The sequence below is a fragment of the Desulfuromonas sp. genome (assembly GCF_002868845.1).
Classification (GTDB): domain Bacteria; phylum Desulfobacterota; class Desulfuromonadia; order Desulfuromonadales; family BM501; genus BM501.
Map to the genome: position 1 here is coordinate 119,822 of NZ_PKUB01000048.1, position 22,595 is coordinate 142,416.

Annotated in this window: 17 protein-coding genes and 3 pseudogenes; 5 read left to right on the forward strand and 15 right to left on the reverse strand. The window is 65.2% G+C overall.

Going from position 1 to position 22,595, the window contains the following annotated elements; translation table 11 throughout:
• The first annotated feature begins 126 nt into the window (after positions 1 to 126).
• A complete protein-coding gene (locus C0617_RS14935; protein WP_291317834.1) occupies positions 127 to 933 on the forward strand; it encodes a hypothetical protein in 807 nt (268 codons plus the stop codon).
• Positions 934 to 1,090: 157 nt separating this feature from the next.
• Here the strand turns inward: C0617_RS14935 and C0617_RS14940 are convergent, their stop codons facing one another.
• The 3 genes and pseudogenes from C0617_RS14940 to C0617_RS17215 all read right to left on the reverse strand — a co-directional run.
• On the reverse strand, positions 1,091 to 1,843 hold the full coding sequence (locus tag C0617_RS14940; protein WP_291317835.1) for a hypothetical protein: 753 nt from the start codon (positions 1,841 to 1,843) through the stop codon (positions 1,091 to 1,093).
• 239 nt (positions 1,844 to 2,082) lie between these two features.
• On the reverse strand, positions 2,083 to 3,132 hold the full coding sequence (locus tag C0617_RS14945) for a multiheme c-type cytochrome (protein ID WP_291317836.1): 1,050 nt from the start codon (positions 3,130 to 3,132) through the stop codon (positions 2,083 to 2,085).
• Between the two features lie 446 nt (positions 3,133 to 3,578).
• A pseudogene (locus tag C0617_RS17215) lies at positions 3,579 to 3,812 on the reverse strand (amino acid permease); the annotation flags it as partial.
• Positions 3,813 to 4,087: 275 nt separating this feature from the next.
• On the opposite strand from C0617_RS17215, the gene serB reads away from it, so the two are divergent.
• From serB to C0617_RS14970, 4 genes are read left to right on the forward strand one after another with little or no spacing between them, the layout of a single operon-like run.
• Positions 4,088 to 5,284, forward strand: coding sequence for a phosphoserine phosphatase SerB (gene serB, locus C0617_RS14955; protein ID WP_291317838.1), 1,197 nt, complete (start codon positions 4,088 to 4,090; stop codon positions 5,282 to 5,284).
• Positions 5,281 to 5,976 (forward strand): DNA/RNA nuclease SfsA, encoded by a 696-nt coding sequence (gene sfsA / locus C0617_RS14960; protein WP_291317839.1) that lies wholly within the window; start codon positions 5,281 to 5,283, stop codon positions 5,974 to 5,976. The genes serB and sfsA overlap by 4 nt, the downstream gene beginning before the upstream one ends.
• Before the next feature lie 20 nt (positions 5,977 to 5,996).
• Positions 5,997 to 8,054 (forward strand): beta-propeller domain-containing protein, encoded by a 2,058-nt coding sequence (locus C0617_RS14965; protein ID WP_291317840.1) that lies wholly within the window; start codon positions 5,997 to 5,999, stop codon positions 8,052 to 8,054.
• A gap of 52 nt (positions 8,055 to 8,106) precedes the next feature.
• The gene (locus C0617_RS14970; RefSeq protein WP_291317841.1) at positions 8,107 to 9,360 is read left to right on the forward strand and encodes a nucleotidyltransferase; all 1,254 of its coding nucleotides are present in this window, start codon (positions 8,107 to 8,109) and stop codon (positions 9,358 to 9,360) included.
• A 29-nt stretch (positions 9,361 to 9,389) separates the two neighbouring features.
• Here C0617_RS14970 and C0617_RS14975 read toward each other — a convergent pair whose 3' ends face one another.
• From C0617_RS14975 to C0617_RS15035, 12 genes and pseudogenes are all read right to left on the reverse strand, one after another.
• A complete protein-coding gene (locus tag C0617_RS14975) occupies positions 9,390 to 10,019 on the reverse strand; it encodes a hypothetical protein (RefSeq protein ID WP_291317842.1) in 630 nt (209 codons plus the stop codon).
• 116 nt (positions 10,020 to 10,135) lie between these two features.
• Positions 10,136 to 10,855, reverse strand: a complete 720-nt coding sequence (locus C0617_RS14980) for a TPM domain-containing protein (protein WP_291317843.1) — start codon at positions 10,853 to 10,855, stop codon at positions 10,136 to 10,138.
• A gap of 3 nt (positions 10,856 to 10,858) precedes the next feature.
• Positions 10,859 to 11,446, reverse strand: a complete 588-nt coding sequence (locus C0617_RS14985; RefSeq protein WP_363324402.1) for a LemA family protein — start codon at positions 11,444 to 11,446, stop codon at positions 10,859 to 10,861.
• Positions 11,447 to 11,556: 110 nt separating this feature from the next.
• On the reverse strand, positions 11,557 to 13,998 hold the full coding sequence (locus C0617_RS14990; protein ID WP_291317845.1) for an SMC family ATPase: 2,442 nt from the start codon (positions 13,996 to 13,998) through the stop codon (positions 11,557 to 11,559).
• 110 nt (positions 13,999 to 14,108) lie between these two features.
• Positions 14,109 to 14,684 carry a class I SAM-dependent methyltransferase gene (locus C0617_RS14995; protein ID WP_291317846.1) on the reverse strand — a complete coding sequence of 192 codons (576 nt, stop codon included), beginning with the start codon at positions 14,682 to 14,684 and terminating at the stop codon, positions 14,109 to 14,111.
• Between the two features lie 11 nt (positions 14,685 to 14,695).
• A pseudogene (locus C0617_RS15005) lies at positions 14,696 to 15,523 on the reverse strand (alpha/beta fold hydrolase).
• Between the two features lie 24 nt (positions 15,524 to 15,547).
• Positions 15,548 to 16,951 (reverse strand): OmpA family protein, encoded by a 1,404-nt coding sequence (locus C0617_RS15010; protein ID WP_291317849.1) that lies wholly within the window; start codon positions 16,949 to 16,951, stop codon positions 15,548 to 15,550.
• Positions 16,952 to 17,138: 187 nt separating this feature from the next.
• Positions 17,139 to 18,509, reverse strand: coding sequence for a sigma-54 dependent transcriptional regulator (locus C0617_RS15015; protein WP_291317850.1), 1,371 nt, complete (start codon positions 18,507 to 18,509; stop codon positions 17,139 to 17,141).
• Positions 18,496 to 19,998, reverse strand: a complete 1,503-nt coding sequence (locus tag C0617_RS15020; RefSeq protein WP_291317851.1) for an ATP-binding protein — start codon at positions 19,996 to 19,998, stop codon at positions 18,496 to 18,498. Before C0617_RS15020 ends, C0617_RS15015 begins: the two co-directional genes overlap by 14 nt.
• 138 nt (positions 19,999 to 20,136) lie before the next feature.
• Positions 20,137 to 21,066, reverse strand: a pseudogene (locus tag C0617_RS15025) (transketolase family protein).
• A 120-nt stretch (positions 21,067 to 21,186) separates the two neighbouring features.
• Complete coding sequence (locus C0617_RS15030) at positions 21,187 to 22,014, reverse strand: transketolase (protein ID WP_291317853.1); 828 nt, start codon at positions 22,012 to 22,014, stop codon at positions 21,187 to 21,189.
• A 62-nt stretch (positions 22,015 to 22,076) separates the two neighbouring features.
• Positions 22,077 to 22,574, reverse strand: a complete 498-nt coding sequence (locus C0617_RS15035) for a hypothetical protein (RefSeq protein WP_291317854.1) — start codon at positions 22,572 to 22,574, stop codon at positions 22,077 to 22,079.
• Positions 22,575 to 22,595: the final 21 nt, after the last annotated feature.

Sequence of the window (22,595 nt, forward strand, 5' to 3'; positions counted from 1 at the left end):
CGGTTGATTAAAAAAATCCCTCTTGGTACATTTACGATCGGATTTCGGGGAGTCTGATGCAAGCAGGGGCGAGGCCGTTCCGATGGATTCACCGAAAACAATCCTTTGACCTTTGAGGGGGCTGAATTGGGTCTGCATTGGGAACCTGTAGCAGAGCGCCTTTATCGTGACAAGCCGGGTTTAATCCTCGTGCACATCCCGAAGACCGGCGGCAGTTCGGTGGCCTCGGCGATCCGCCGCCACTATCGCCTTTCCGATCTCAATATCCGTGCCGGGCAATCCTCCCGAGCCGCAGAGGCCTTGACGGGGATGTCCGGTTCGGACAGGGGTTTCGATGCCGCCGTCCAGTCGCTGCGTGCCTCCCTGGCGTTCTATGCCGCCGAACGGGGCGTCAAGTTCATCACCGGCCACCTGTGGTACGAACCGGCCATGAAAAATCTCGAAGGGCGCGGTTATCATTGCGTCAGCGTGATCAGGGAGCCCGTAGCCCGCTGGTATTCAGCTTACTTTTACCGCAGATTCAAAAGCGCCGGCCATGGGAAAATTGATCTGGACATCGAGGCTTTTCTCGATAGCGAACAGGGGCGCAGCCTGGGCAGCAGTTATGTGCGCTACCTGGGGGGGACTCAGGCGGGGAAGGACTATTGCTCGCATCGGGCCGTGACCGTCGCCATCGAGCGAATGCGCGGCCTCGCCGTTATCGGTTGCCTGGAGGATCTGAAGGGGTTCCAGAATGCGATGTCGCAGCGTTTTGGCCTTCGCCTCGAGATCCCCCACAAGCGCAAAAGCCCCGTTCTCAATAACCCCGAGCATCTGGAGTTGATGAATAAGGCGAAGGGGTCGAATGAGTTGCGAAAGAGGATTGAAGAGATCTGCGCGCCGAACATGGTGATTTACGAGCATGTTCGATCTCGTGGGCTTGGAACCGGGTAGCCGGCCGGAACAAGGATCGTTCCCGGGGACGGGTTTGCCTTGCTCCTTCCTGAAAATCTCATTATGTCCTTCACAACAAAGAAGCGGGGCCCCTGTCGGAGCCCCGCTTTTGCATTTTTTGCGACTTGGCCCCGGACGGGGGCATCGCCCATTGGGCTTATCTCCGCTCCCTGTCCCAGGGTTCGGTCTCCTCCCCGTGCAGGTGTTCCGCCACTTCCACCGGTTCGGAAACGGAAGGGTTCTCAGCGGTCGATGTCCTCTCATTCCAGGCGGGTTCGGGTTGATCTTCCGCCGGTTCGGGCACCAGGGCCGCCCGGGTACTCTTCTGGGCCCATTTTTTCATCGCGGCGATCTCGCCTTTGAGAAGGGGGCGTCCCGCTTCGCGGACCTGCCGGAAATAGGTTTCGAGCATCGGGTGCTTTGCGCAGAGCTCGACGACCCTGGAGTGGGCCTTTCTCTTCTCGGGTATCGGCTTGAGGGCCTGCAGGCCTTCCTGCGCCGTTCTCAGCAGATGGCCGATGGCCAGACAGGCGATCCCCAGCAGCAGTCCGCCGCCGACCCCGACGTAGACGGCCAGGGCGAGGTCGTTCCTCGTTGTCAGGATCCAGGTCGCCGCGGTCGTGCCCCCCAGAGCCACCAACAGGCAGGCGATCGCTCCCACCGCGGCCCGGGATCCCCCGAGCAACCGCGCCAGGAGGGCGAAGACCACCGTGCCTCCTCCGAGGGCGAGGGTCGTTCGCTGGTCGGCGAACTTCATCGTCCAGAGCAGGTAGATTGCGCCGGCCCAGAGGAGAGCCAGCAGCGAGGCGAAGGCGGCGGCTTTTTTCCGCCGCGACAGAAGTGTCGCGCGCTGCTTCTCGACGTCCTGTGATGACGGCGGTTTGAAATAGATGTCAAATTCCATCAGCATGGTCCTCTCCTGAATGCATTGCACTCTCCATGGGGCGTTTTTTAGGCGACGCTCCAATAAGGGGCGTTTAATTTTTCTAGCACTCTTGAAGTATACAAAATTCTTCAGGAAACGGAAACACTAGATGGGCCGAATGGGGGCATGCATCTTTTTATCAGGAGTATCCACTCCCGGTAGCGAAAAATAATGCGGGGCCCCTTTCGGAGCCCCGCATAGGGATTCCAATGCCGGTCCCTCTCTTACATTTTGTGGAACCCTTTGGCGGACTTGGCCGCCCAGGCCTTGTCTCGGCTTCCGTGGCAGGCCAGGCAGGCATACTCGAGGGTCAGGTACCCCTGGGCGAAGGTCGAGGTCTTTTCTTTCTCCGTGACCGTCTTGAACATCGCCGCCTTCGGATCGACGTTGATCTTGAAAAGGTGGGTGCGCACGTCCCCGGTGTAGCTGGCCACCGCGATGGCCGACTTGGTCGCCTTGGGCATGTGGCACTCTTTGCAGCCCAGGCCCGCCTTGCCGTGGATCGAGGCGGCGTAGGACTTGGCGGCGGCGGCGTGGCATTCGGCGCAGTTGTCCTTGGCGAGGATGGCCCGCTGGTGGGGGTTGTGGCAGTCGATGCAGGCCAGGCTCTTGTGGACGCCCGCCTTGAGCTCGTTGATCTGCTCGTGGTGGCGAATGAAGCCCCCTTTGGCCGGCGGCTCGGGTCCCATGCCGCCGCGCTGGTGGCACTTGCCGCAGGCCTCGGCGCCGCGGTCGATGGCGATGGTCTTCTTGGAGGGCTTTTTGATGTGCTCCCCGCCCGGTCCGTTACATTCCTCGCAGCCGATGCCGTCCTCGGACCAGGTGCCGATCATCCCCACCATGCCGTCCTGGTGTCCGTCGGCGCTGTAGTTGGTCATATGGCAGGGGCCGCATTTGTAGGGCTTCTTCTCCCCCTTGTGGTAGAAGGACCAGGAGCCGTTCGCGAGATTGTATTGGGTCTTGGCTTCGCTGCCGTCCTTGGCGGTCGTGATGATGTAGCCCTTTTTGTCGATGAAGCGGGCTTTCTTTGTCGCTCCGCCGATGACGTAGGAGATGTCGTCCCAGCTGTAGCCGGGGGGCAGGGGGAGCTTGGCGTAGCGGGCCTTTTCGACCTTGCGCAGCTTCCAGGGGTGGCCGCTGGCCTGCCAGTCGTTGAACTGTTCGGCGTGACAGGTGAAGCACTTCTCCGAGCCAACGTAGTCGGCGGCCGTAGCCGGCAGGGCCAGCGCCGCGCAGAGCAGAATAGCCGCCAAAATCCCGAACGTCTTGATCATTTCTACCTCCAGAGGAAAGGGTAAATTCTACTCATTTTACCAGGGGTGGGGCGGTGAGCAAGGAGTGGTGGGGGTCAGGCGGGGTTTCCCCCCTGTTCCTCCCCGTCGTCGGGAGTGAGGAGTTCGCCGATAAAGAGGCTTCCGTTGTGGACGAAGAAGCACGACGGCAGCCCCTCGGCCAGCTCGTTCAGACGGCGGGAGTAGGTCTCCTCTTCGCCCTTCTCGGGCACGGCGAGGCCGAGAAGCACCAGGCCGCCGTTGCGCTGCAGGCCTCCCCACCAGATGTGGATGGTGCGCCGCACTCCCTCGCGGCTCGGGGCCAGGGGGCGGATCCGGCCGATGAGCAGCGACTGGTTGAGGCGCGCCAGGCGGCGGATGGCCCGCAGGAAGTGGACCATGCGCTTCGGCTCGTCGGGCCAGCCGAGGATGACGGTGTTGCTTTCGATGCCGCCGATCTCCAGGCCGAGGCTCCGGGAAATGATGTAGTAGGCGCCGCCGACCCCGACCCGGGTGTTGGTGGCGACCGCCGAGAGGGCGAGGGCGGTGACGAGGGAGATGGCGTTGGCCAGCGCCACGATGAGCAGGGTGCGCCCCAGGCCGACCTGCCCGACGACCCAGCCGAAGCGCAGGTACATGATGACCCCGAGGATGGTCAGGATCGTGGGGGTGAAGACGCCCAGAAAGGTGCCGAGCTTGCCCGGTCCGGAGGGGCCCTTGGGGGCCTTCGCCCGGGGGAAAAGAGCCGAAGGCTTCTTTGCAGCAGTTCGTCGAGCATGGCCACCCTCCTTGGATCTCACCCATTTAAGCGCAACGGGGCTCGATTTGCCTTCTTTTTCCGCCTTCCGAAAGGAGCGCACGCGCCCCCGTTATCCTGCGGTATCGCTGGGAGTTATCGCGGTTGCGGGCGAAGGAGATCCGGGGTAGAATGCCCCCACTTCCCACGACGAGGTTCGCAATGGACAACCGTTTGATTCTCATCACCATGACCGGCCCCGACCGGCCGGGGATCATCGCCGCGGTCACCGGCCAGATCGCCGCGGCCGGGGCGCGCATCCGGGACATCGAACAGACGGTGACCCACACCCTCCTCTCCCTTTCGGTGATTATCGATTTTCCCGGCGGCGGCAGCGACCAGAAGCCGCTCATCAAGGAACTCCTTTTTTTGGCCAAGGAGCTGGGCCTCGACCTCGACTTTCAGGTCCTGGCCGAGGAGGAGTACCGGCGCAAGAGCGACCGCTGCGCCTTCGTGGTGACGGTCCTCGGCGGCGGAGTGAGCGCCGCGGCCCTGGCCCGCGTCTCCGGTATCCTGGCCGACCAGGAGGGGAACGTCGAGCGCATCTCCAAGCTCAACCAGGGGGAGTTGCGCTGCGTGGAGCTGCTCGTCACCACCCCGCCGAGGCCCGACTTGAGGGGCATGACCCGAGAGCTTCTGCAGGCCGGGTCCGAGATGGGGGTGGACATAGCGGTGCAGGAGGAAAGTCTTTACCGGCGGGCCAAGCGCCTGGTGGTCATGGACATGGACTCCACCCTGATTCAGATCGAGGTCATCGACGAACTGGCCCGCATCGCCGGGGTCGGGGAGCAGGTGGCGGAGATCACCGAACGGGCGATGAACGGCGAACTCGACTTCCAGGCCTCGCTGCGGGAGCGGGTGGCCCTGCTCAAGGGGCTGAAGGCCGAGGCCCTGGAAATGGTTTACCGCAGCGTTCCCTTCACCCCCGGGGCCAAGACCCTGGTGCGTACCCTGCGCCGCCTCGGCTTCAAGACCGCGGTCATCTCCGGAGGTTTCAAGTTCTTCACCGACAGGCTAAAGGCCGAACTCGGTCTCGATTACGCCTATGCCAACCAGCTCGAGATCGCCGACGGGGTCGTGACCGGCGGCCTGGTGGGCGAGATCGTCGACGGCGCCCGCAAGGCGCAGCTCCTGGAGGAGATCTCCGAGCGGGAGGGGATCACCCTCGACCAGGTCATTGCCATCGGCGACGGGGCCAACGACCTGCCGATGCTCGGCCGGGCCGGTCTGGGGATCGCCTACAACGCCAAGGCCCGGGTCCGGGAGCAGGCCGACACCCATATCAGCCACCTCGGCCTCGACTCCATCCTCTACCTGCTCGGCCTCTCCGAAAAGGAGATGGCGGAGATCGGCGGGTGAGGCTCCCCGCGCCCCTGCTCGCGGGGATCCTGGTGCGCCGCTACAAGCGCTTTTTCGCCGACGTCGAACTGGAGGACGGCAGGGTCGTCACCGCCCACACCCCGAACACCGGCAGCATGAAGCAGTGCGCCGTCCCCGGGCACCGGGTGCTGATCTCCCGGGCCGACAACCCGGCCCGCAAGCTGGCCTACACCCTGGAGCTGATCCGGGTGAACGGGCACTGGGTCGACACCCACACCCACCGGACCAACCGGGTGGTGGAGGAGGGGCTGCGCAGCGGGACGATCCCCGAGCTAGCCGGCTACGCCGTCACCCCCGAGTACCGCTACGGGGAGAGCCGCATCGACTTCCTCCTCGAGGGGGATGATGAGAAGATCCTGGTCGAGGTGAAGAACGTCACTCTGTGCTGCTCCCCGGACGTCGCCGGCTTTCCCGACGCGGTGACGACCCGCGGACAGAAGCACCTGCGGGAGCTGATGGAGGCTCGCCGCCAGGGGCTGCGGGGGGTGATTTTCTTTCTCGTCCAGCGCGGCGAGGCGCAGGCTTTTTGTCCTGCCGACGCCATCGACCCCGAGTACGGGAGCCTTCTGCGCCAGGCCTCCGCAGAGGGGGTCGAGGCTCTCGCCTACCGTTCCGTCGTCTCAGCGGAGGAAAATCGCATCGGGACGCGCATTCCGGTGCTTTTGGATTAACCCCCGAAGAGGAGATCGTTATGCCCGGCACCCGAACCATCCGTTGGACCCTTCTTGCAGTCCTGGCCCTTCTTGCTGCCGCCTGCTCCGACGGCGGAAATGGCACGCCGGACCCTCAGCCCCAGCCCCAGGCGGGGCTGCTGCGTTTTTCCGACTGTTCAGATCTCTCCGGTTACCTGAAGCAGACCCGGGACGCTGAGGCAGGCCTGTTCGGCAGCTTCGACATGGCCTGGGAGACGGCCAACGAGGTCATGACGCCCGAAGCCGACTCAGGCGCCTCGGCCGCCGACGACGGCGCCGAACGCGAGTACACCTCCACCAACGTGCAGGAGGCGGGGGTGGACGAGGCCGATTTCGTGAAGAGCGACGGCGACTTCCTTTACCTCGTGACCGGCGGCCACCTGCTGATCTTCGACGCCTGGCCCGCAGGGCAGACGGGCGAGCTGGCCCGCATGGAGCTGGAGGGAGACCCCTTCGCCCTTTTCGTCGAGGGGGACGTGGCGGCGGTCCTCGCCCGGGTCTGGGACCTGGAGGGCCTCGATGCGGGGTTCGCCCCCCAGTCCTGGGAGGTGGTCAAGCTGTCCCTCTTCGATCTCTCCGACCGCTCCGCGCCGACCCTGTTGCGGGAAAGCTACCTGGAGGGAAGCTACGCCGACGCCCGCCTGGTGGAGGGCCGCCTTCACCTCGTGCTGACCACCGGAGTTCACAGCTACGGGGCGATGGGGATGGCCACCGACGACGTCACCGTCGCCCAACCGGGCGGGGAAGGCGGAACCTCCTCCGGAACGTCGGTCCCGGCCGCCCTGGCCGTCGGGATGGACGACTCCTTCCCGAGCTATCTCGACAAGGTCTATGTCGGCGGGGGGGCGGTGCCCCGGGTCGACCTTCTCTGTGCCTGCGAGAACGTCTACCGCCCCGCCGAGGAGAACGGCAGCGGCTTTCTGACCCTCCTCACCCTCAATCTGGACAATCCCCAGGGGGAGCTCGAGAGCGTCTCCCTGCTCGGCAACAGCGGCATCGTCTACGCCTCCACCGACAGCCTTTACGTCGCGGCCGCCAACAACGACGTCTGGTTGTGGTGGCCGGTGGCGGAGGGCGAGAGCAAGAAGCCGCGCTCGACCACGACCCTGCACCGCTTCGTTCTAGGCTCCGAGCCGGCCTACGCCGGAAGCGGGCAGGTCCCGGGCTGGGTGCTCAACCAGTTCTCCCTGAGCGAACACGAGGGCGTGCTGCGGGTGGCCACCACCGAGCCGGCCTGGGTGACGGGCAGCGGCCCAGAGAACAGGGTCTTCGCCCTCGGCCATGAGGGGGAGGCCCTGAAGGAGCTCGGCCGCCTGGAGGGGATCGGCAAGCCGGGCGAGTCGATCTTCGCGGTGCGCTTTCTCGGCTCCCGGGGCTTCGTGGTCACCTTCGAACGCATCGACCCCCTCTACGCCCTCGACCTTTCCGATCCGACAGCCCCGAAGGTGGCGGGCGAACTCGAGGTGCCGGGCTTCTCCACCTACCTCCATCCCCTCGGGGAGGAGCGCCTGATCGCCGTCGGCCGCGACCCGGAAAACAACAGCCTCAAGCTGAGCCTCTTCGACGTGGCCGATCTTGCCGACTCGAAGGAACTCGACAGCCTTCTCGTCGGCGCGGGGAGCTACTCGGACGCCGAGTACGACCACCACGCATTCACCTACTACTCCCCCGCGGGCGTTCTCGCCCTGCCGGTGACGGCCTGGGGCCAGGCTTCCGGCCCGGAGTTCTACGGCGGCTGGGACGTCTTCGCCGGACTCCACCTCTACGACGTCGATCCGCAGGCGGGCTTTTCCCTGCGCGGCACCGTGGACCACGCCGAGTTCTTCCGCGACGACGCAAAGGGGGGATGGTACTCCCCGGAGGCGGTGCGCCGCAGCCTGTTCATCGGCGAAGAAGGAGCAGGGGACTTCCTTTACTCGGTCAGCCGAAGGGGGCTGAAGGTGACCGAACTGGCCGATCTTTCGAGCGACGTGGCGAAGGCCGAGCTGCCGGCCGAGGACCTGTGGTGGATCTACCCGATGATGGAAATCGATGGAGAGCCTGCCGTCTCGGAGTAGCTGTGGGGACTCGCGCGACAACCACCAAGCAGTTGTGTTCCACAGGGAAACTATGCGCGCCGTCGGCCTGATTACCGAGTACAACCCCTTCCACAACGGGCACCTTCACCACCTGCGGGAGAGTCGGAAGGCGGCCGGGGCAGAGGTGGCGGTGGCGGTGATGAGCGGCCACTTCCTGCAGCGGGGCGAGCCGGCCCTGGTCGACAAGTGGACCCGGGCCGAGATGGCCCTGCGCGCCGGGGTCGACCTGGTGCTGGAGCTCCCCTTTCCCTGGGCCTGCAACAGCGCTCCCCACTTCGCCGCCGGTGCGGTGCGGGCCCTTGAGGCTCTCGGCGGGGTCGAGGCCCTCTGCTTCGGCTCGGAGGCGGGGGGGATCGGCCCCCTGCAGGACTGCGCCGAACTCCTGCAGGAGCGGGCGGAGCAGATCGGGGAGGAGACCGCCGCCCTGCTGCGCAGCGGCATGGGTTACCCCGCGGCCCGGCAGAGGGTCGTGGAGAGCCTGTCCGGGGCCGGGGAGGCCGGGGAGGTCCTGAAAACCCCCAATAACATCCTTGGCATCGCCTATCTGAAGGCTCTGCGCGAGGCCGGCAGTTCCATCCGGCCGTTGACGGTTCCCCGGGTCGGGGCGGGCTACCACGACGCCGAGGCGGTCGGGGGGATCGCCAGCGCCACCGGCATCCGCCGCATGTTCGCCGAGGGGAGGGAGGTCGCGCCCTTCATCCCCGCCGCTGCCCGTTCCCCGCTGGAGCAGGCCCTGGCCTCCGGGCGGAGCCTCGAGCCCGACCACCTCTACCGCCTGCTGCTGGGGCGGATCTTTCGCGGCCCCTCCTCCCTGCGCTCGGTCTACCAGGTCGCCGACGGCATCGAGAACCGCATCTGCGAGGCCGCCGAGACCGCCTCCGGCTACGAGGAGCTGGTCGATGCGGTCAAGTCGCGGCACTTCACCCGCACCCGCATCCAGCGCCTGCTCGCCTACATCCTCAACGAGGTCGGAGACGACGACATGTCGGCCTTCCTCGATGCCGGCCCCCTCTACCTGCATGTCCTCGGCTTTTCCGGGCGGGGGCGCTCCTTTCTCGCCGCCTGCCGCAAGTCGTTGCAGCTGCCCCTGGTCAAGAACTACTCCCGGGTCCACGCCATCCTGAAGCGCCATTACGGCCCGGATACGGAGCGCGGCCGCCTCGCCGAGCGGATGCTCGCCCTCGAGCTGCGCGCTACGCGCAACTACACCCTGCTGCTGCGGCAGTGGCCGGGGGGGGGGCGGGGTCTCGACTTTTACAGGGAGGCGGTATTCGTGGAGGGGTAGGGGGGACTGTCCGGACGGCAGGGTGGGGTCTATTCCACGATCAGGTTGGGCAGTTCGTTCGTATCGTCCTTTTTGACCGGGAAGTTCTTTTCGAGCAGTTCGCCGCAGCGGGCGACGGCGGCGCACAACGCCTCGCAGGTGCGCCCCTGGTGGATGCCCCTGGTGACGATGTGGACGATCTCCTCCCAGGTGTGGGCGGGGACGGTTTCGTTGATGCCGCGGTCGGCCAGGACATAGACCCGCCGCTCGAACAGGGAGATGAGGATGAGGATGCCGGTGGCGTCCCGGGTGTGATGCAGGTCCCGCTCCAGGAAGGAGACCAGGGCCTTCTCCTCCACTTCGGCGGCGATCTCCGCGGGGTTGATCAGGCGCCGCTTGAGGGCGGGGAGGTTGCGGATGAGAAGCTTGAAGGGGAAGAAGGCCGCGGCGAAAAGCCACAGAAAGTGCCACAGGGATTCGCCGAAAAAGGCCCAGCTCAGGGAGGTCGCGGTGGCCAGGGAGAAGAGTCCGGCGCCGAGGATCTCGGCCCGGGGATAGTCGTAGGAGTCGTCGACCACCATCGGCACGATCTCTCCGCTGGTGCGTGCCTCGGCCGCCTGAACCGCCGCCTCGATGCGCTCTTTTTCGGCGTCGTTGAAGAAGTCTTTCGCCCTTGTCATGTCAATTCCTCGTTGTTCGGTCGCAGAGATACGGAGGTGCAGGACATTCTATCATATCCGGAGGTCTTAACGCCTTGAAACCGTTTGGCTTCGGCGTGCAGTTTGCGGATGCCTGTCTACCATCCCCCGGAGGCCCCGCCGCCGCCGAATCCTCCGCCTCCACCGCCAAAGCCCCCGCCTCCACCGCCGCCTCCGAATCCCCCCCCGAAGGGGCCGCCGATCCAGAAGCCGCCGCGCCGGTGATGGCTGCGCCCGCCGGTGAGGAACATCAGGCCCGGGCCGAGGAAGAGGAGGAGGGCGAGGGATCCCAGGGGGTTGCGCTTTTTCTTTTTGCGGGCGCTCTGCCCGGTGCCCTGGTATTCGCCGCGTACCGCCTCGGCCATGGCGGCCACCCCGGCGACGACCCCGTTGTCGAAATCCCCGGCTTTGAACCGGGGGGTGATCTCGTTGTCGATGATCCGCCCGGAGAGCAGGTCGGTCAGGCGTCCCTCGAGGCCGTAGCCGACCTCGATGCGCATTTTCCGGTCCTCTTTGGCGATTAGCAGAAGGGCTCCGTTGTCCTTCCCCTTCTGGCCGATCCCCCACGATTCGGCCACGCGCAGGGCGTACGCGTCCACCGCTTCCCCTTCGAGGGAGGCGATGGTGAGGACCACGATCTGGGTGGAGTCGCTGCGTTCGAAGCCACCCAGGAAGCGCTCCAGTTTGAGGATCGTCCCGGGGGCGAGCAGCCCGGCGTTGTCGTTGACGTAGCCGGAGAGCTTCGGTATGTCGAGGGCCCAGCTCTGCAGGGGCAGCAGCAGGAGGAGGGCCAGCAGGAGAAGACGGCGCACCGGCATGCTCTAGAACTGCACCCGGGGGGCCTTCTCGGCGCCGGCCTCGGCCTTGAAGGGCTCCTTGCGTTCCAGGTGGAGCAGGAACTTGTTGGTCAGGCTGTTGGGAAAGGTCCGGATGGAACTGTTGAAGGTCTGCACCGACTTGTTGTAGCGCTGGCGCGCGACGTTGATCCGGTTCTCCGTCCCCTCGAGCTGGTGCTGCAGGTCGAGGAAGTTCTGGCTCGCCTTGAGGTCGGGGTAGCGTTCGGCTACCAGGAGCAGGCGGGAGATGGCGCTGGAGAGTTGGCCCTGGGCGGCCTGGAATTTCTGCATCGCGGCCGGATCCGAAAGGGTGTCGGCGCTGATGTTGACCTGGCCCACCTTGGCCCGGGCGTTGGTGACGCTCTCCAGAGTCTCCCTTTCGTGGGAGGCGTAGGCCTTGACCGTCTCCACCAGGTTGGGGATCAGGTCGGCCCGTCTCTGGTAGGTGGCCTCCACGTCGGCCCATGCGGCAAAGACCCCTTCCTCGTTTTTCTGGATCTGGTTGTAGCCGCAACCGGAGAGGGAGGGGAGAATAATGAGGGCGGCGGTCAAGAGGAGCAACAGGCGTTTCAACATGGCAGGGGCCTCCTTGAGGTGAACGGTCGTTTGGGGGTCCGGCGGCCGGGCCGGTACATGGAAGAAATATAGGCACTCGGGCCGGGATTGTAAAGGGCGCGGGCCGATTATTCGCCCAGATCGATGACCTGGTCGGTGATCTCGGTAAAGCTGACGTCGTGGCTGATCAGAAAGAGCTGATCGTACCAGTGTTCGCTGACCTCCTGCTGGCCCTGGTCGATGGCGCGGAAGGCCTGGGCCAGATTCTCCCGGCGACCGGCGTCGAGGTTGGAGGTCGGCTCGTCGAAAAAAGCCATCCGGGCCCCGAGGCTCTGGAGCAGGGCGAGGCGCAGGGCGACGACGGCGCTCATCATCTGTCCGCCGGAGAGCTGGTCGTCGCTTCGGGTGCGCACGTCCCCGTCGGAAAGGTCACGCAGGCAGACCTGGTAGTTCTCCCCCCAGTGAAGCTCCTCGTCGGCCTCGCTGATCGAGCGGTAGATGCGGTCGGCGCGGCGGCCGATCTCCTCCCGGAAGCGCTCGGAGAGGCGGGCGGAGACCTGTTTGAAGACCCGGTTGCGCAGTAAACGCACCAGTTCCTCTTGCTTGCGAAGAACCTTGATCTGCTCCTTCCGGGCCTTGAGTTCGACCTCCACCGCCTGCAGCCTTCCAACCTCCTCTTCGAGGCGCTCCCGGTTGCGGGCCAGGCCTTTCAGCTCCTGGTCGAGGGCCGCCGCCCGGGCGACAAGGCGGTCTTTTTCCGTTCGGGCAGCGGCGTGTTCCCCGGAGCGGTATCTTCCCTGGAGGTCCCGAAGGCCTGCGGCCCCGGCCGCCTGCTCCTTTTGCAGTCCCTCCAGGGCTTTTCCGTAGCGATCCAGGGTCTGCTGCCGCCCTTCCATCTCTCCGGCCGCCTGCAGATGGGCCTGGAAGGCGTCGCGTGCCGCCCGGTGGCGCTCGCACTCGGCTTCGGCAGAGGCGATGGCCTCCTCAATGCCCCGGTATCCTTCCCGTTCCCGCCTGGCGGCGGCCAGATCCTCGGCCAGCCTCTCCTGCTCGGGGCGCAGCCGTTCGAGTGCCGCCCCCCTCTCCAGATTCCGGGCCTGGCGCTGTTGCAGGACGGTCTTCTGTTTTGTCAGTTCCTGCACCTGTACCCGCCGCGAGGCAAGTTCCTTCTCGGCCCCCTCGGCGGCTTCGAGTCGGGAGTCCTGTTTTGCGATGGCGGCTTCCAGGTGCCCGATGCGTCCGTCGAGCCCCTCGAGGCGGTCGGTGAAGACGTCCCGGGGGGGCTTGCCGCCGAGGTTCCGGCAGGGTTCGGCGAAGTAGGGACAGAGCCCCTCGGCGAGTTTTTCCCGCCCTTCGAGAAGGCCGGCGCGGCTGCCTTGCAGCTGGGAGCGGTCTGTCTTGGGACGGTCGTTCTCCTGCCGCAGCTCGGGAAGGGACGAGGCCAGGGCTCGAACTTCCCCCGGAGCCTCCAGGGCTCGAACCGTCTGTTCCAGGTTCCGCAGGTCCTCCTCGAGCTGGCGGGCGGTCTTGTCGATCTCCCCCTGCTCGAGGGCGATCTTCTGGCGCCCGGCGTCGTGGGCCTTGTCCAGGGCGAGTAGATTGCGCTCGGAGGCCTGGCGGGACTTCTCCCTTTCCCGCAGTTGTTTCAGCGTCTGTTCGGCCCTGTCGAAGGCTTCCTTGCCGGGACGGTTTTCAGCGACGAGTCCCTCTGCGAGGCGGGCTTCCCCGACCAGGGCCTTCTGGGTGGCCACATGCTCGCGGCCGGCAAGGATGCGCTCCTCCAGCCCCTTGAGCCTGGCGGTCGACTCATGGATGGTTCTCTCCAGGGCATCGAGGTCCCGAAGGCCTTCGGTCACCTGGGCCAGCGTCGTTTCCGCCTCTTTCAGGTCTCCTCGCCTCCCTGCTTCCTGCCCGGCCGTGTCCGCGAGTTCCGTTCTGCGCTCGGGCAGCAGGGCGATCTGGTCCCTTTTCCCCGCGACTTCGGCCTCGAGGGTCTGGATGCGTCCGGCGATCTCCTTCTGGAGGTCCCCCGTCCCCTCGAAGGTCTTGCGCCAGGAGTCGATGCCCAGGATTTCGTCGAAGGCCGTTTGGCGCCTGGTCGGCTGGCGGATGACGAAGGGCCCGAGGAAGTCGTTCTGGAAGGGGCCGATCACGAGCTTGAACTGGTCGGCGAGGGGGCGGCCGTTGTCGAGGCCGAGCAGGCGGGCGATGCGGGCCTCGGTTTCGGCTGCGCCGGCGTGCTCCTCGACCTCGAAGACCTCCCCGATCTTCTTGGCAAGCAGCCATTTGGCTCCGCCCCCGACGGTGCGGGTCGCCCGCCAGGTCAGGCCGTCGCCGGGGGCGAAGGTGACCGCCACTTCTCCCCTTGCAGCCCCGATGGTCAGGAAACGCTCGATTTTGGTGACGAAATCCCGGGCCTCGACCCCGAACAGTGCGTAGCCGATCGCTTCGAAAAGGGTGCTCTTGCCGACGCCGTTGGGGCCGGAGAGAACGTTGATGCCGGGGGAGAAGTCGAACGCCGACTGGCGGTGGGACTTGATGTTCTTCAACTGGACGGAGAGGATGTGCATGCCCTGGTGTCTCGTGGGGAAAGTTGTTTCGGGCTCTTCCGGGGAGCCCGTGGGAGATGGGGGGGATGCCTTCCCTGGTCACCGAGGCGGAGGGTTGACCCCGCGGAGCCTCAGGGCCTCGTCCCCACCAGGAAGGAATGGCAGGGCAGGACGGCGTGGCGGGTGACGCCGGTGAACCCGCTGGCCTCCATCTGGGCGGCCACGGTCGCCTCGGCGACCCGGGTGGCGAGGGGAGGGCCGTCGCCGGTCGGCTCCTTTTTCCAGTCGATGACCGCGAGGGTCCCGCCCGGCTTGAGGAGGCGATGGGCCTCTCTCAGCAGTTCTTCGGGCGCTTCCAGTTCGTGGTGGAGGTTGACCGTGAAGACCAGGTCGGCGGTGTTCTCCGGGAGGGGTACGGTGCTCTCCTCCATCTTCAGGGGGATCACTTTGCCGCGGCAGTCCGGGGGAAGGTGGTCTTTCATCCAGGCGAGCATGATCTCGGAGATGTCGCAGGCATAGACCTTGCCGCGGGGCAGTTTGCGGCTGAAGGGGACGGCGAAGAACCCGGTCCCGGCGCCGATGTCGACCAGGACCCGGGGATCCTTCAGGGCGAGGGTGTCCCAGATCAGGTCGGGGTTTTCCCTCTCCAGCCGCTTCGGGTCGATGAGCTTGGCCAGTTTCTTCGGGTCGAACTTCCTTGCGTCCACCGCCGAGCCGCTCACTGCAGGCCCAGCCCGTCCAGGAATTCGACCAGGGCGGCGTTGAAGGCCTCGGGCTGCTCGAGGTTGACCATGTGGCCGCCTCCGGGAAGAAGGCGCAGGGTGCTGTCGGGCAGGCCTGCGGCCAGGGCCTCGGACTGATCCGGGGGGATGGCCCGGTCCTGCTCGGCGCCGATGACGAGGCAGGGCAGCCTGAAGGAGGGAAGGCTCGGGGCGTAGTCCTTGCGCTCGCGCATCGCCAGAAGTCACCCGGCCAGGCCCTGCGGGTCCGCGCTGGCCATCATCCCCTCCACCTCGGCCACGATTCCGGGCATCCGGGCGGGGGTCTGTTCGGCGAACAGGACCCCTCTGAAGGCCTCGCCGACGGCCTGGGGCCTGCCCCGGCGAACCTCGTCGGCCAGTGCCGTTCTCTTATTCTTGCCCGCCGGATCGTCGGCGCCGGCCCGGGTGACCACGAACAGGGCCGCGGCAATGCGTCGGGGGTGGCGCTCCAGGAGGTTGAGCAGGACATAGCCGCCCATGGACATTCCGGCGACCGCGGCCTGTTCGATGCCGAGATGGTCGAGGAGTCCGGCCATGTCGTCGGCGAAGCGGTCCATGGAAAAGGGGGCGTCGCCCGATTCGCTGTCGCCGAAGCCTCGCAGGTCGGGGGCGATGACCCGGTAGCCGGCCTCCCGCAGGGCCTCGGCCTGGGGGCGCCACATGCGGCGGCACAGGGGATAGCCATGGACCAGCAGGACGGCAGGTCCGCTGCCGGCGTCGTCATACGCGATGTTGATGCCGTTTATCTTCGCCTTCAAGGGAACTCCTCCCGGTATTTGATGCACAAATCGTCTGCCCGGAGAACCGGATCAGTTGTCCAGAATATGGATGTAGATGTTGGCCCTGCGGTTTTTCGCTCTTCCTTCATCGGTCTCGTTGGTCTCGATCGGCTCGCTTTCGCCCCGGCCCTCGATTGTCACCGTGTCGGGATCGAAACCCCCGTAGGTGACCAGGAAGTCGGCGACGGTCCGGGCGCGGCTGATGGAAAGCTTCTGGTTGTAGGCCTCGGAGCCCCTGCTGTCGGTATGCCCGACGATCCGCAATTTGAAGATGATTCCCAGCTCCCGGAGACGGTCGGCAAAGCCGGCAACCCTCTCCTGATTCTCCGTATCGAGGTTGGCCTTGTCGAAATCGAAGTTCAGCCAGGGGACCTGGTTGGTGTCGAAGGTCAGTATCGATGTCAACTCGCCCTTCTCGTCCGGCGGAAGGAGCGTGATCTCGGGTATGACCGGCGCGACCGCTTCCAGGACCTTCTCCATGCTCGGCGGTTCGACGGGCTCGGGGGCCGGGCAACCGTCCTCGTCGACCGGGGTGTCGGGCGGGGTGTCGGGGCAGATGTCGCGGTAGTCGGGCACCCGGTCTCCGTCGCTGTCGATGGAGCATCCTTCCTCGTCGACGGTGGCGCCGGCGGGGGTGTCCGTGCACCTGTCGAAGGTGTCGGGGACGCCGTCGCCGTCGGTGTCGATCGGACAGCCGACTTCGTCGACCTCCACCCCTGACGGGGTGTCGGGGCACTTGTCGAGGTAGTCGGGGACGCCGTCGCCGTCGGTGTCGAGCGGGCAGCCGTCTTTGTCGACCTTCACCCCTGACGGGGTGTCGGGGCACTTGTCGAGAGGATCGAGCACCCCGTCGCCGTCGGTGTCGACGTCCTTGGGCGGTTTTTTCTTGCGCTCCTGGCCGAAGATGTAGCTCAGCCCGAGGGTGTATTCGTAACTGTCCCAGCCGAAGGTGTCGACCCACCGGACGTGCCTGGCTTCGGCCCTGGCGGCCAGGTAGTTCACGAGAGAGTACCTGGCTCCCAGGCCGTAGGCGACGATGGCTCCGCCTTCGGTGGTGTTGCCGTTGTCCTGGATGATGCCGCCGGCGCCGATGGTGAAGAATGGGGTGAGTTTTTTCTTGGGGAGAACCGGGAATATCGCATCGGCCCTGAACAGGTAGGCGCTTGCGCTGTTGCCATCCGTCTTGTTCTTGCTGCTGACGACGGAGACGCCCGCCTCGAGTCCGAAGCTGTTGGAAAAGTTGGAACCGACCAGGTTGTAGCCGAGTCTCAGGCCGGAGATCGGACCGGCTTCCATGTTCAGATCGTTGTCGGGAGTGTATCCTCCGGCCACAACGGTCAGGGAGATGACCCCTTTGCGATCCTTGGCCAAAAGGGTCGAGGGGAGGGTGAGGCCAAGGAGGATGACGAGGGCGATAAAAGAGATCTTTTTCACGGCTGTCCACTGCATCGGGGAAAAGGGGTTTGGGTTTTTGCGACTGCTCCTCCCTGTGGCGTACAGGGGGGCCGCCCTTCCCCGTTTCGAAGGGAGGGGGCGCGGGCAGGGCAAGGGACGATTAACGGGACGATCCTCCGGGTGGCAACATCCGCGGGGAGCGGCGCGAGGGCCGCGCAGGCTCCTGTTACAGAAATCCGAATTTTTTCATCCGGTACCGAAAGGCGTCAATGCCCAGGCGAAGCGTCTTGGCCGCTTTGGACTGGTTGCCCTGAGCCGATTCCAGAGCCTGGCGAATGAGTTCCCTCTCCACGTCCTCGATGTCCACACCCTCGGGAGGCAGACGGAAATTGAGCGGGCCGCCGGTTCCTCCGCCGGTCCTGGTGACGATCTCCTGGGGCAGATGCTCCAGAAGCAGGGTCTCCTCGCTCTCCAGGATGATGGCCCTTTCGAGGATGTTCCTCAGTTCGCGGGTATTGCCCGGCCAATTGTACTCGAGCAGAAATTTTTCCGCTATCTTGGATATCCCCTTGACGCTTTTGCCGAATTCCCGGTTGAAGTGCTCGATGAAATGCAGGGTCAGCGGGAGAATGTCCTCGGGGCGTTCCCGCAGGGGGGGGATGTGGATGGGAATGACCTGGATCCGGTAGTAGAGGTCGTTGCGGAAGGTCTTCTCATCGATGGCCTTGAGCAGGTCCTTGTTCGTGGCCGACACGATGCGCACGTCGACCTGGATGTCCTTGGTGCCGCCGATGCGGCGAAACGAGCGCTCCTCGAGGACGCGCAGCAGCTTGGCCTGCATCCCCAGTTCCATGTCCCCGATCTCGTCGAGAAAGACCGTCCCGCCGTGAGCTACCTCGAAGAGTCCCTTCTTCTGGGATTTGGCGTCGGTGAAGGAGCCCTTCTCATGACCCATGAGCTCGCTTTCGAGCAGGGTTTCGGGGACTGCGGCGCAGTTGATGGCCATGAACGGCTTTCCGGCCCGGGCGCTCTCGTAATGGATCGCCTTGGCGATGAGCTCCTTGCCCGTGCCGCTCTCGCCCTGGATGAGGACTGTGCTGGCGTCGCTTTTGGCGACCTTCTCGACCATGGAGAGGACGTTTTTCATGTGCTGGCTCTCGCCGACCATGTTGGCGATGCCAAACTGCCGGGACTGCTCCGAGCGCAGGTGGGCCACCTCCTGCTTCAGTTCACTCGTCTCCAGGGCCTTGCGGATGACGATGGCCAGTTCGTCCAGGTTGAAGGGCTTGTTGATGTAGTCGTAGGCGCCGAGGCGCATGGCTTTGACGGCGGTCTCCAGGACTCCGAGAGCCGTCACCATGATGACGATGATGTCTTCCTCGGTCTCCTTGACTTTGCGCAGGACGTCCATGCCGTTTATGCCCGGCAGCTGGACGTCGAGGAGCATCAGGTCCGGTGTCTCCTCCCGCAGCAGTTTGAGGGCCTCTTCCCCGGATGCGGCGGTGGACACTTCGTAGCCCTGCTTGCGGAGGTTCTGCTCCAGGGACCAGCGGATCAGATGTTCGTCATCGACTACCAGTATCCTATGCCTGGACATGGCTGCCCTCCTCGGGGCCCGGGGCCGGCCCGTTATCCACCGGCAGTTCGATGGCGAAGGTTGTTCCCTCGCCCACGCTGCTCTTCACCGAGATCGATCCTCCGTGCTGCTCGAGAAGCTGTCGGCAGATGGGTAGCCCGAGTCCGGTCCCCTGGGTCTTGGTGGTGTGGAAGGGGATGAAGATCTTCTCCAGTTCCTCCGGCGGGATGCCCTGGGCCGTGTCGGTGATAAAGACCCGAACGAATTCTTTGCCTTCCTTTTGTACCGAGTCGGTCCGTATGGTCAGGGTTCCGCCGCCCTTCATCGCCTGGATGGCATTAATAATAACATTGAAAAGGACTTGTTGAATCTGTTTCTCGTCGACCCAGACCGAGGAAAGGTCGCGGGTCAGCTCCTGGACCCGGTGAATATTGCGGGCCTCGGGGTGCTGGGAGACGAAGAAGAGGGTCTTCTTCACCATGGCGTTGATGTCTGCGAAGGAAAATTCGGGCTTGCCCGGCCGGCCGAAGTGAAGCAGGTCGGTGGCGGTCTTGTCCAGGCGGGCGATCTGCTCCAGAACCTGGTGGACGATGGTCCGCCGCGGGTCGCTCTCGGGGAAATCGTTGGCCAGAACCGAGATGGCGCCGCTGATGCCGGCCAGGGGGTTCTTGATCTCGTGGGCGATGCCTGTGGACATCTCCCCGACCGAAGCGAGGCGGTCGGCGCGCTCCATCTGGCGATAGTGGTAGCGTTCCAGCTCCTGCTTGGCCTTCTCCAGGTTGTCAACCATGGAGTTGAAGCTGCGCATGAGGCTTCCCATCTCGTCGTCATTGCGGGGGTTCATGCGCACCGACAGGTCCCCTGCCTCCACCTCGGCCATGCGGGCGGCTATGGTGCTGATGGGGCTGCGAAGGAAGCGCAACAGGATGAAGGAGACCCCCACAGAGAGCAGGACGATGATGAATACCGTGGAGATCATGAAGAACTGCGAGGAGTCCCGCAGTCTCCGGGTGGTGTCGGCCAGGGAGAAGTTGAGGTTCAAGACCCCGATGACCTTGCGGCCGATGCCGTGACAGAGGAAGCATCGCTCGTCGGAGACGATCGGCTTGACGATGCCCAGTACTTCCTCTCCGTTGACGCGGAAGATTCCTTCGGCGCGCTGGTTCTGGAAGAGAGCGAGGTCGAAGGAGTCGACCGGGCCGCCGATCTCGTGGGGCCGGGCCGACTTGAGGATGGTTCCGTCAGGGTGGAAGATGCGGACGTTGGTGAGGCTGTGGCTGCGTCCCACCATTTCGAGGATCGCCTGCACGTCTTCGCTGTTGCCGACCCGCATGGAGTTGAAAATGGCCCGTTCCACGGTGGCCAGGAGCAACTCCGCGCTCTCCTTGGTCGCGCCGATGAGGTGGATCTGCTCCCGGCGGATGTGGAACAGGGTAAAGGTCCCGATGCCCACCGTCAGGAGCAGGATGTTGAGAATGATGACGCTACTGATGAGGCTTTTAAAAAACAACGCCACCCCTGATGAATGCGCGGCGCCGAACAAAATGGCGCCGTTGGCGGATTCCCGGGGCCATAGCGTCCCCGGGTTCCTGAGAGACAGCCCCGGCCCGGCACGAAGCCGGGCTGGACCGTTGCTTGGTCAGTGGTTCTATTTTCTCCGCAGGACCCGCTCGGCGGCTTCCACCAGATTCGCGGGAGTCAGGTTGTAGTGGACCAGAAGGTCCTCCGCTGTTCCCGACTGGCCGAACACGTCGCGCAGGCCGACCCGCTCTACCGGCACCGGGTACCCCTCGGCCAGGACCTCGCAGACGGCGCCGCCGAGGCCGCCGATGACCGAGTGCTCCTCAGCGGTGACGATGGCCCCGGTCTCCCGGGCGGCGCGCAGCACCAGGTCGACATCGAGGGGCTTGATGGAGCCGAGGTGGACGACGCGGGCGGAGACCTTTTCCTCCTCGAGAATCCGGGCGGCCTCGAGGGCCTGGGCGGTCATCAGGCCCGTGGTGACGAAGGTCAGGTCGGTCCCTTCCCTGGCCGTCTTGCCGCGGCCGACGGTGAAGCTGCAGTCCTCATCGAAGACCACCGGAACCTTGCCGCGGCCGAGGCGGACGAAGACCGGACCGTCCAGGGCCGCAGCGGCGCGGATGGCCGCCGTCGTTTCGGGTCCGTCGGCAGGGCACAGCACGGTCATGTTGGGCAGGGCCCGCATGATGGCCAGATCCTCTATCGACTGGTGGGAGCCGCCGTCCTCCCCCACGGTGATTCCTCCGTGGGTCGCCACCACCTTGACGTTCATGCTGGGATAGGCGAGGGATTGGCGAATCTGTTCGAAAGCTCTTCCGGCGGCGAAAACGGCGAAGGTGGAGGCGAAGGGGATCATCCCCCCGGCCGACAGCCCCGCCGCCATCCCGACCATGTTGGCCTCGGCGATCCCGGCGTTGAAGAAGCGCTCGGGGAATTCCTTGGCGAAGGCTGCCGTCTTGGTGGACCCGGAGAGGTCGGCGTCCAGGACCACCACCCGGGGGTTCTACCGGCCAAGTTCCACTAAAGTTTTGCCGTAGGCATCTCTGGTTGCGATCATCTCGCTCACTGTGTGTTTCCCTTCGGTAATTCGTGAATCATGAATCGATAGGCCGCAAATGGCGTTGCCTGGAGCCGGTCGGCATCGGAAACGCCTCTTCACGGATGGGGCGTCTCTGGGTCAGGCGTGGCCCAACTCCTCCAGGCCGCGGTCGAGCTCTTCGTCGCTGGGCGGCACGCCGTGGTAGCTCGCCTTGTGCTCGAAGAAGGAAATGCCCTTGCCCTTGACCGTGCGGGCGATGATCATGGTGGGCTTGTCCTTCGTCTTTTCCGCGTCGGCCAGGGCCCGGCTGATGGCCTGGACGTCGTGGCCGTCCACTTCAAGGACGTGCCAGTTGTAGGAGAGGAACTTGGGCCCCAGGGGGCCGACGTTCATGACCTTGTCCACCTCGCCGTCGATCTGGAGGCCGTTCCAGTCGAGGAGGGCGCAGAGGTTGTCGAGCCGGTAATGGGCTGCGGCCATGGCCGCTTCCCAGATCTGCCCTTCCTGGACTTCGCCGTCGCCGAGGAGGGTGTAGACCCGGGAGCTTTTCCCCGCCAGACGCCCGGCCAGGGCGAGGCCGACGGCCTGGGAGAGGCCCTGGCCCAGGGAGCCGGTGCAGACTTCCACTCCCGGCGTTTTGTTCATGTCGGGGTGCCCCTGCAGGTGGCTGCCGAGTCGCCGCAGGGTCTTCAGGTCGTCGCGGGAGAAGTAGCCGGCCTTGGCGAGGCTGGCGTAGAGTGCGGGGGCGGCGTGCCCCTTGGACAGGACGAACCGGTCCCGGTCTTCCCAGGCGGGATTGCTCGGGTCGTGGCGCATCTTGTTGAAATAGAGCACGGTCAGGATGTCGATGGCCGAGAGGCTTCCCCCGGTGTGGCCCGACTTGGCCGTGTTGAGCATTTTGAGGATTTCCACGCGAAGCTGTCGGGCGGTCTGTTCAAGCTCCCGGACGGTCTGTTCTGTCAGCATGGGGCAGGTACTTCCTTTCTGTTCTTCCCCTCGGCAGAGGGAGGCTTGGATGGGAAGGGGGGCTAGCGCCCGCTCCTCAGATAATCGAAAACCAACCGTTCAAGGCTGCTTCCCGGGGCGTTTTTCTCAGCCGGCCGTCCGGCGGCGGGCTTTGGGGCCGTTGCGGCAGGCGGTGCCTTGGTCGGGGGCGTAGCTTGAGGCGCGATCGGGGCCGGGGCCGGGGGCGGATCTGGGGCCGGGGCCGGCGCTGGAGGTGCGGCCGGGGGGCCGGGCTTGGAGGCCGGGCTTTTCTCTTCGGCCTGGTCCAGGGCGGTGTCGAACTCTCCGCTTTTCAGGCGCCGCAGCATGGTGCGATGCTGGTCTTTCATGCGCCCTTCGACGACTTCTTCCAGGTCGTCGGTCCCGAGGATGTCGTCGTAGGAGGCTTTCAGGGAGGCGATGATGATCCCCCCGCGGTAAAGAAGAGTGACGATGTGGGGACTCTTCAGGCCGCTGTCTTCGGTCTGGATGTGGACCAGGAAGTCCTTGTAACGGAAATTGTGGTTAAAGCCGACAACCATGACGGGCCCCGGAACAAGGGA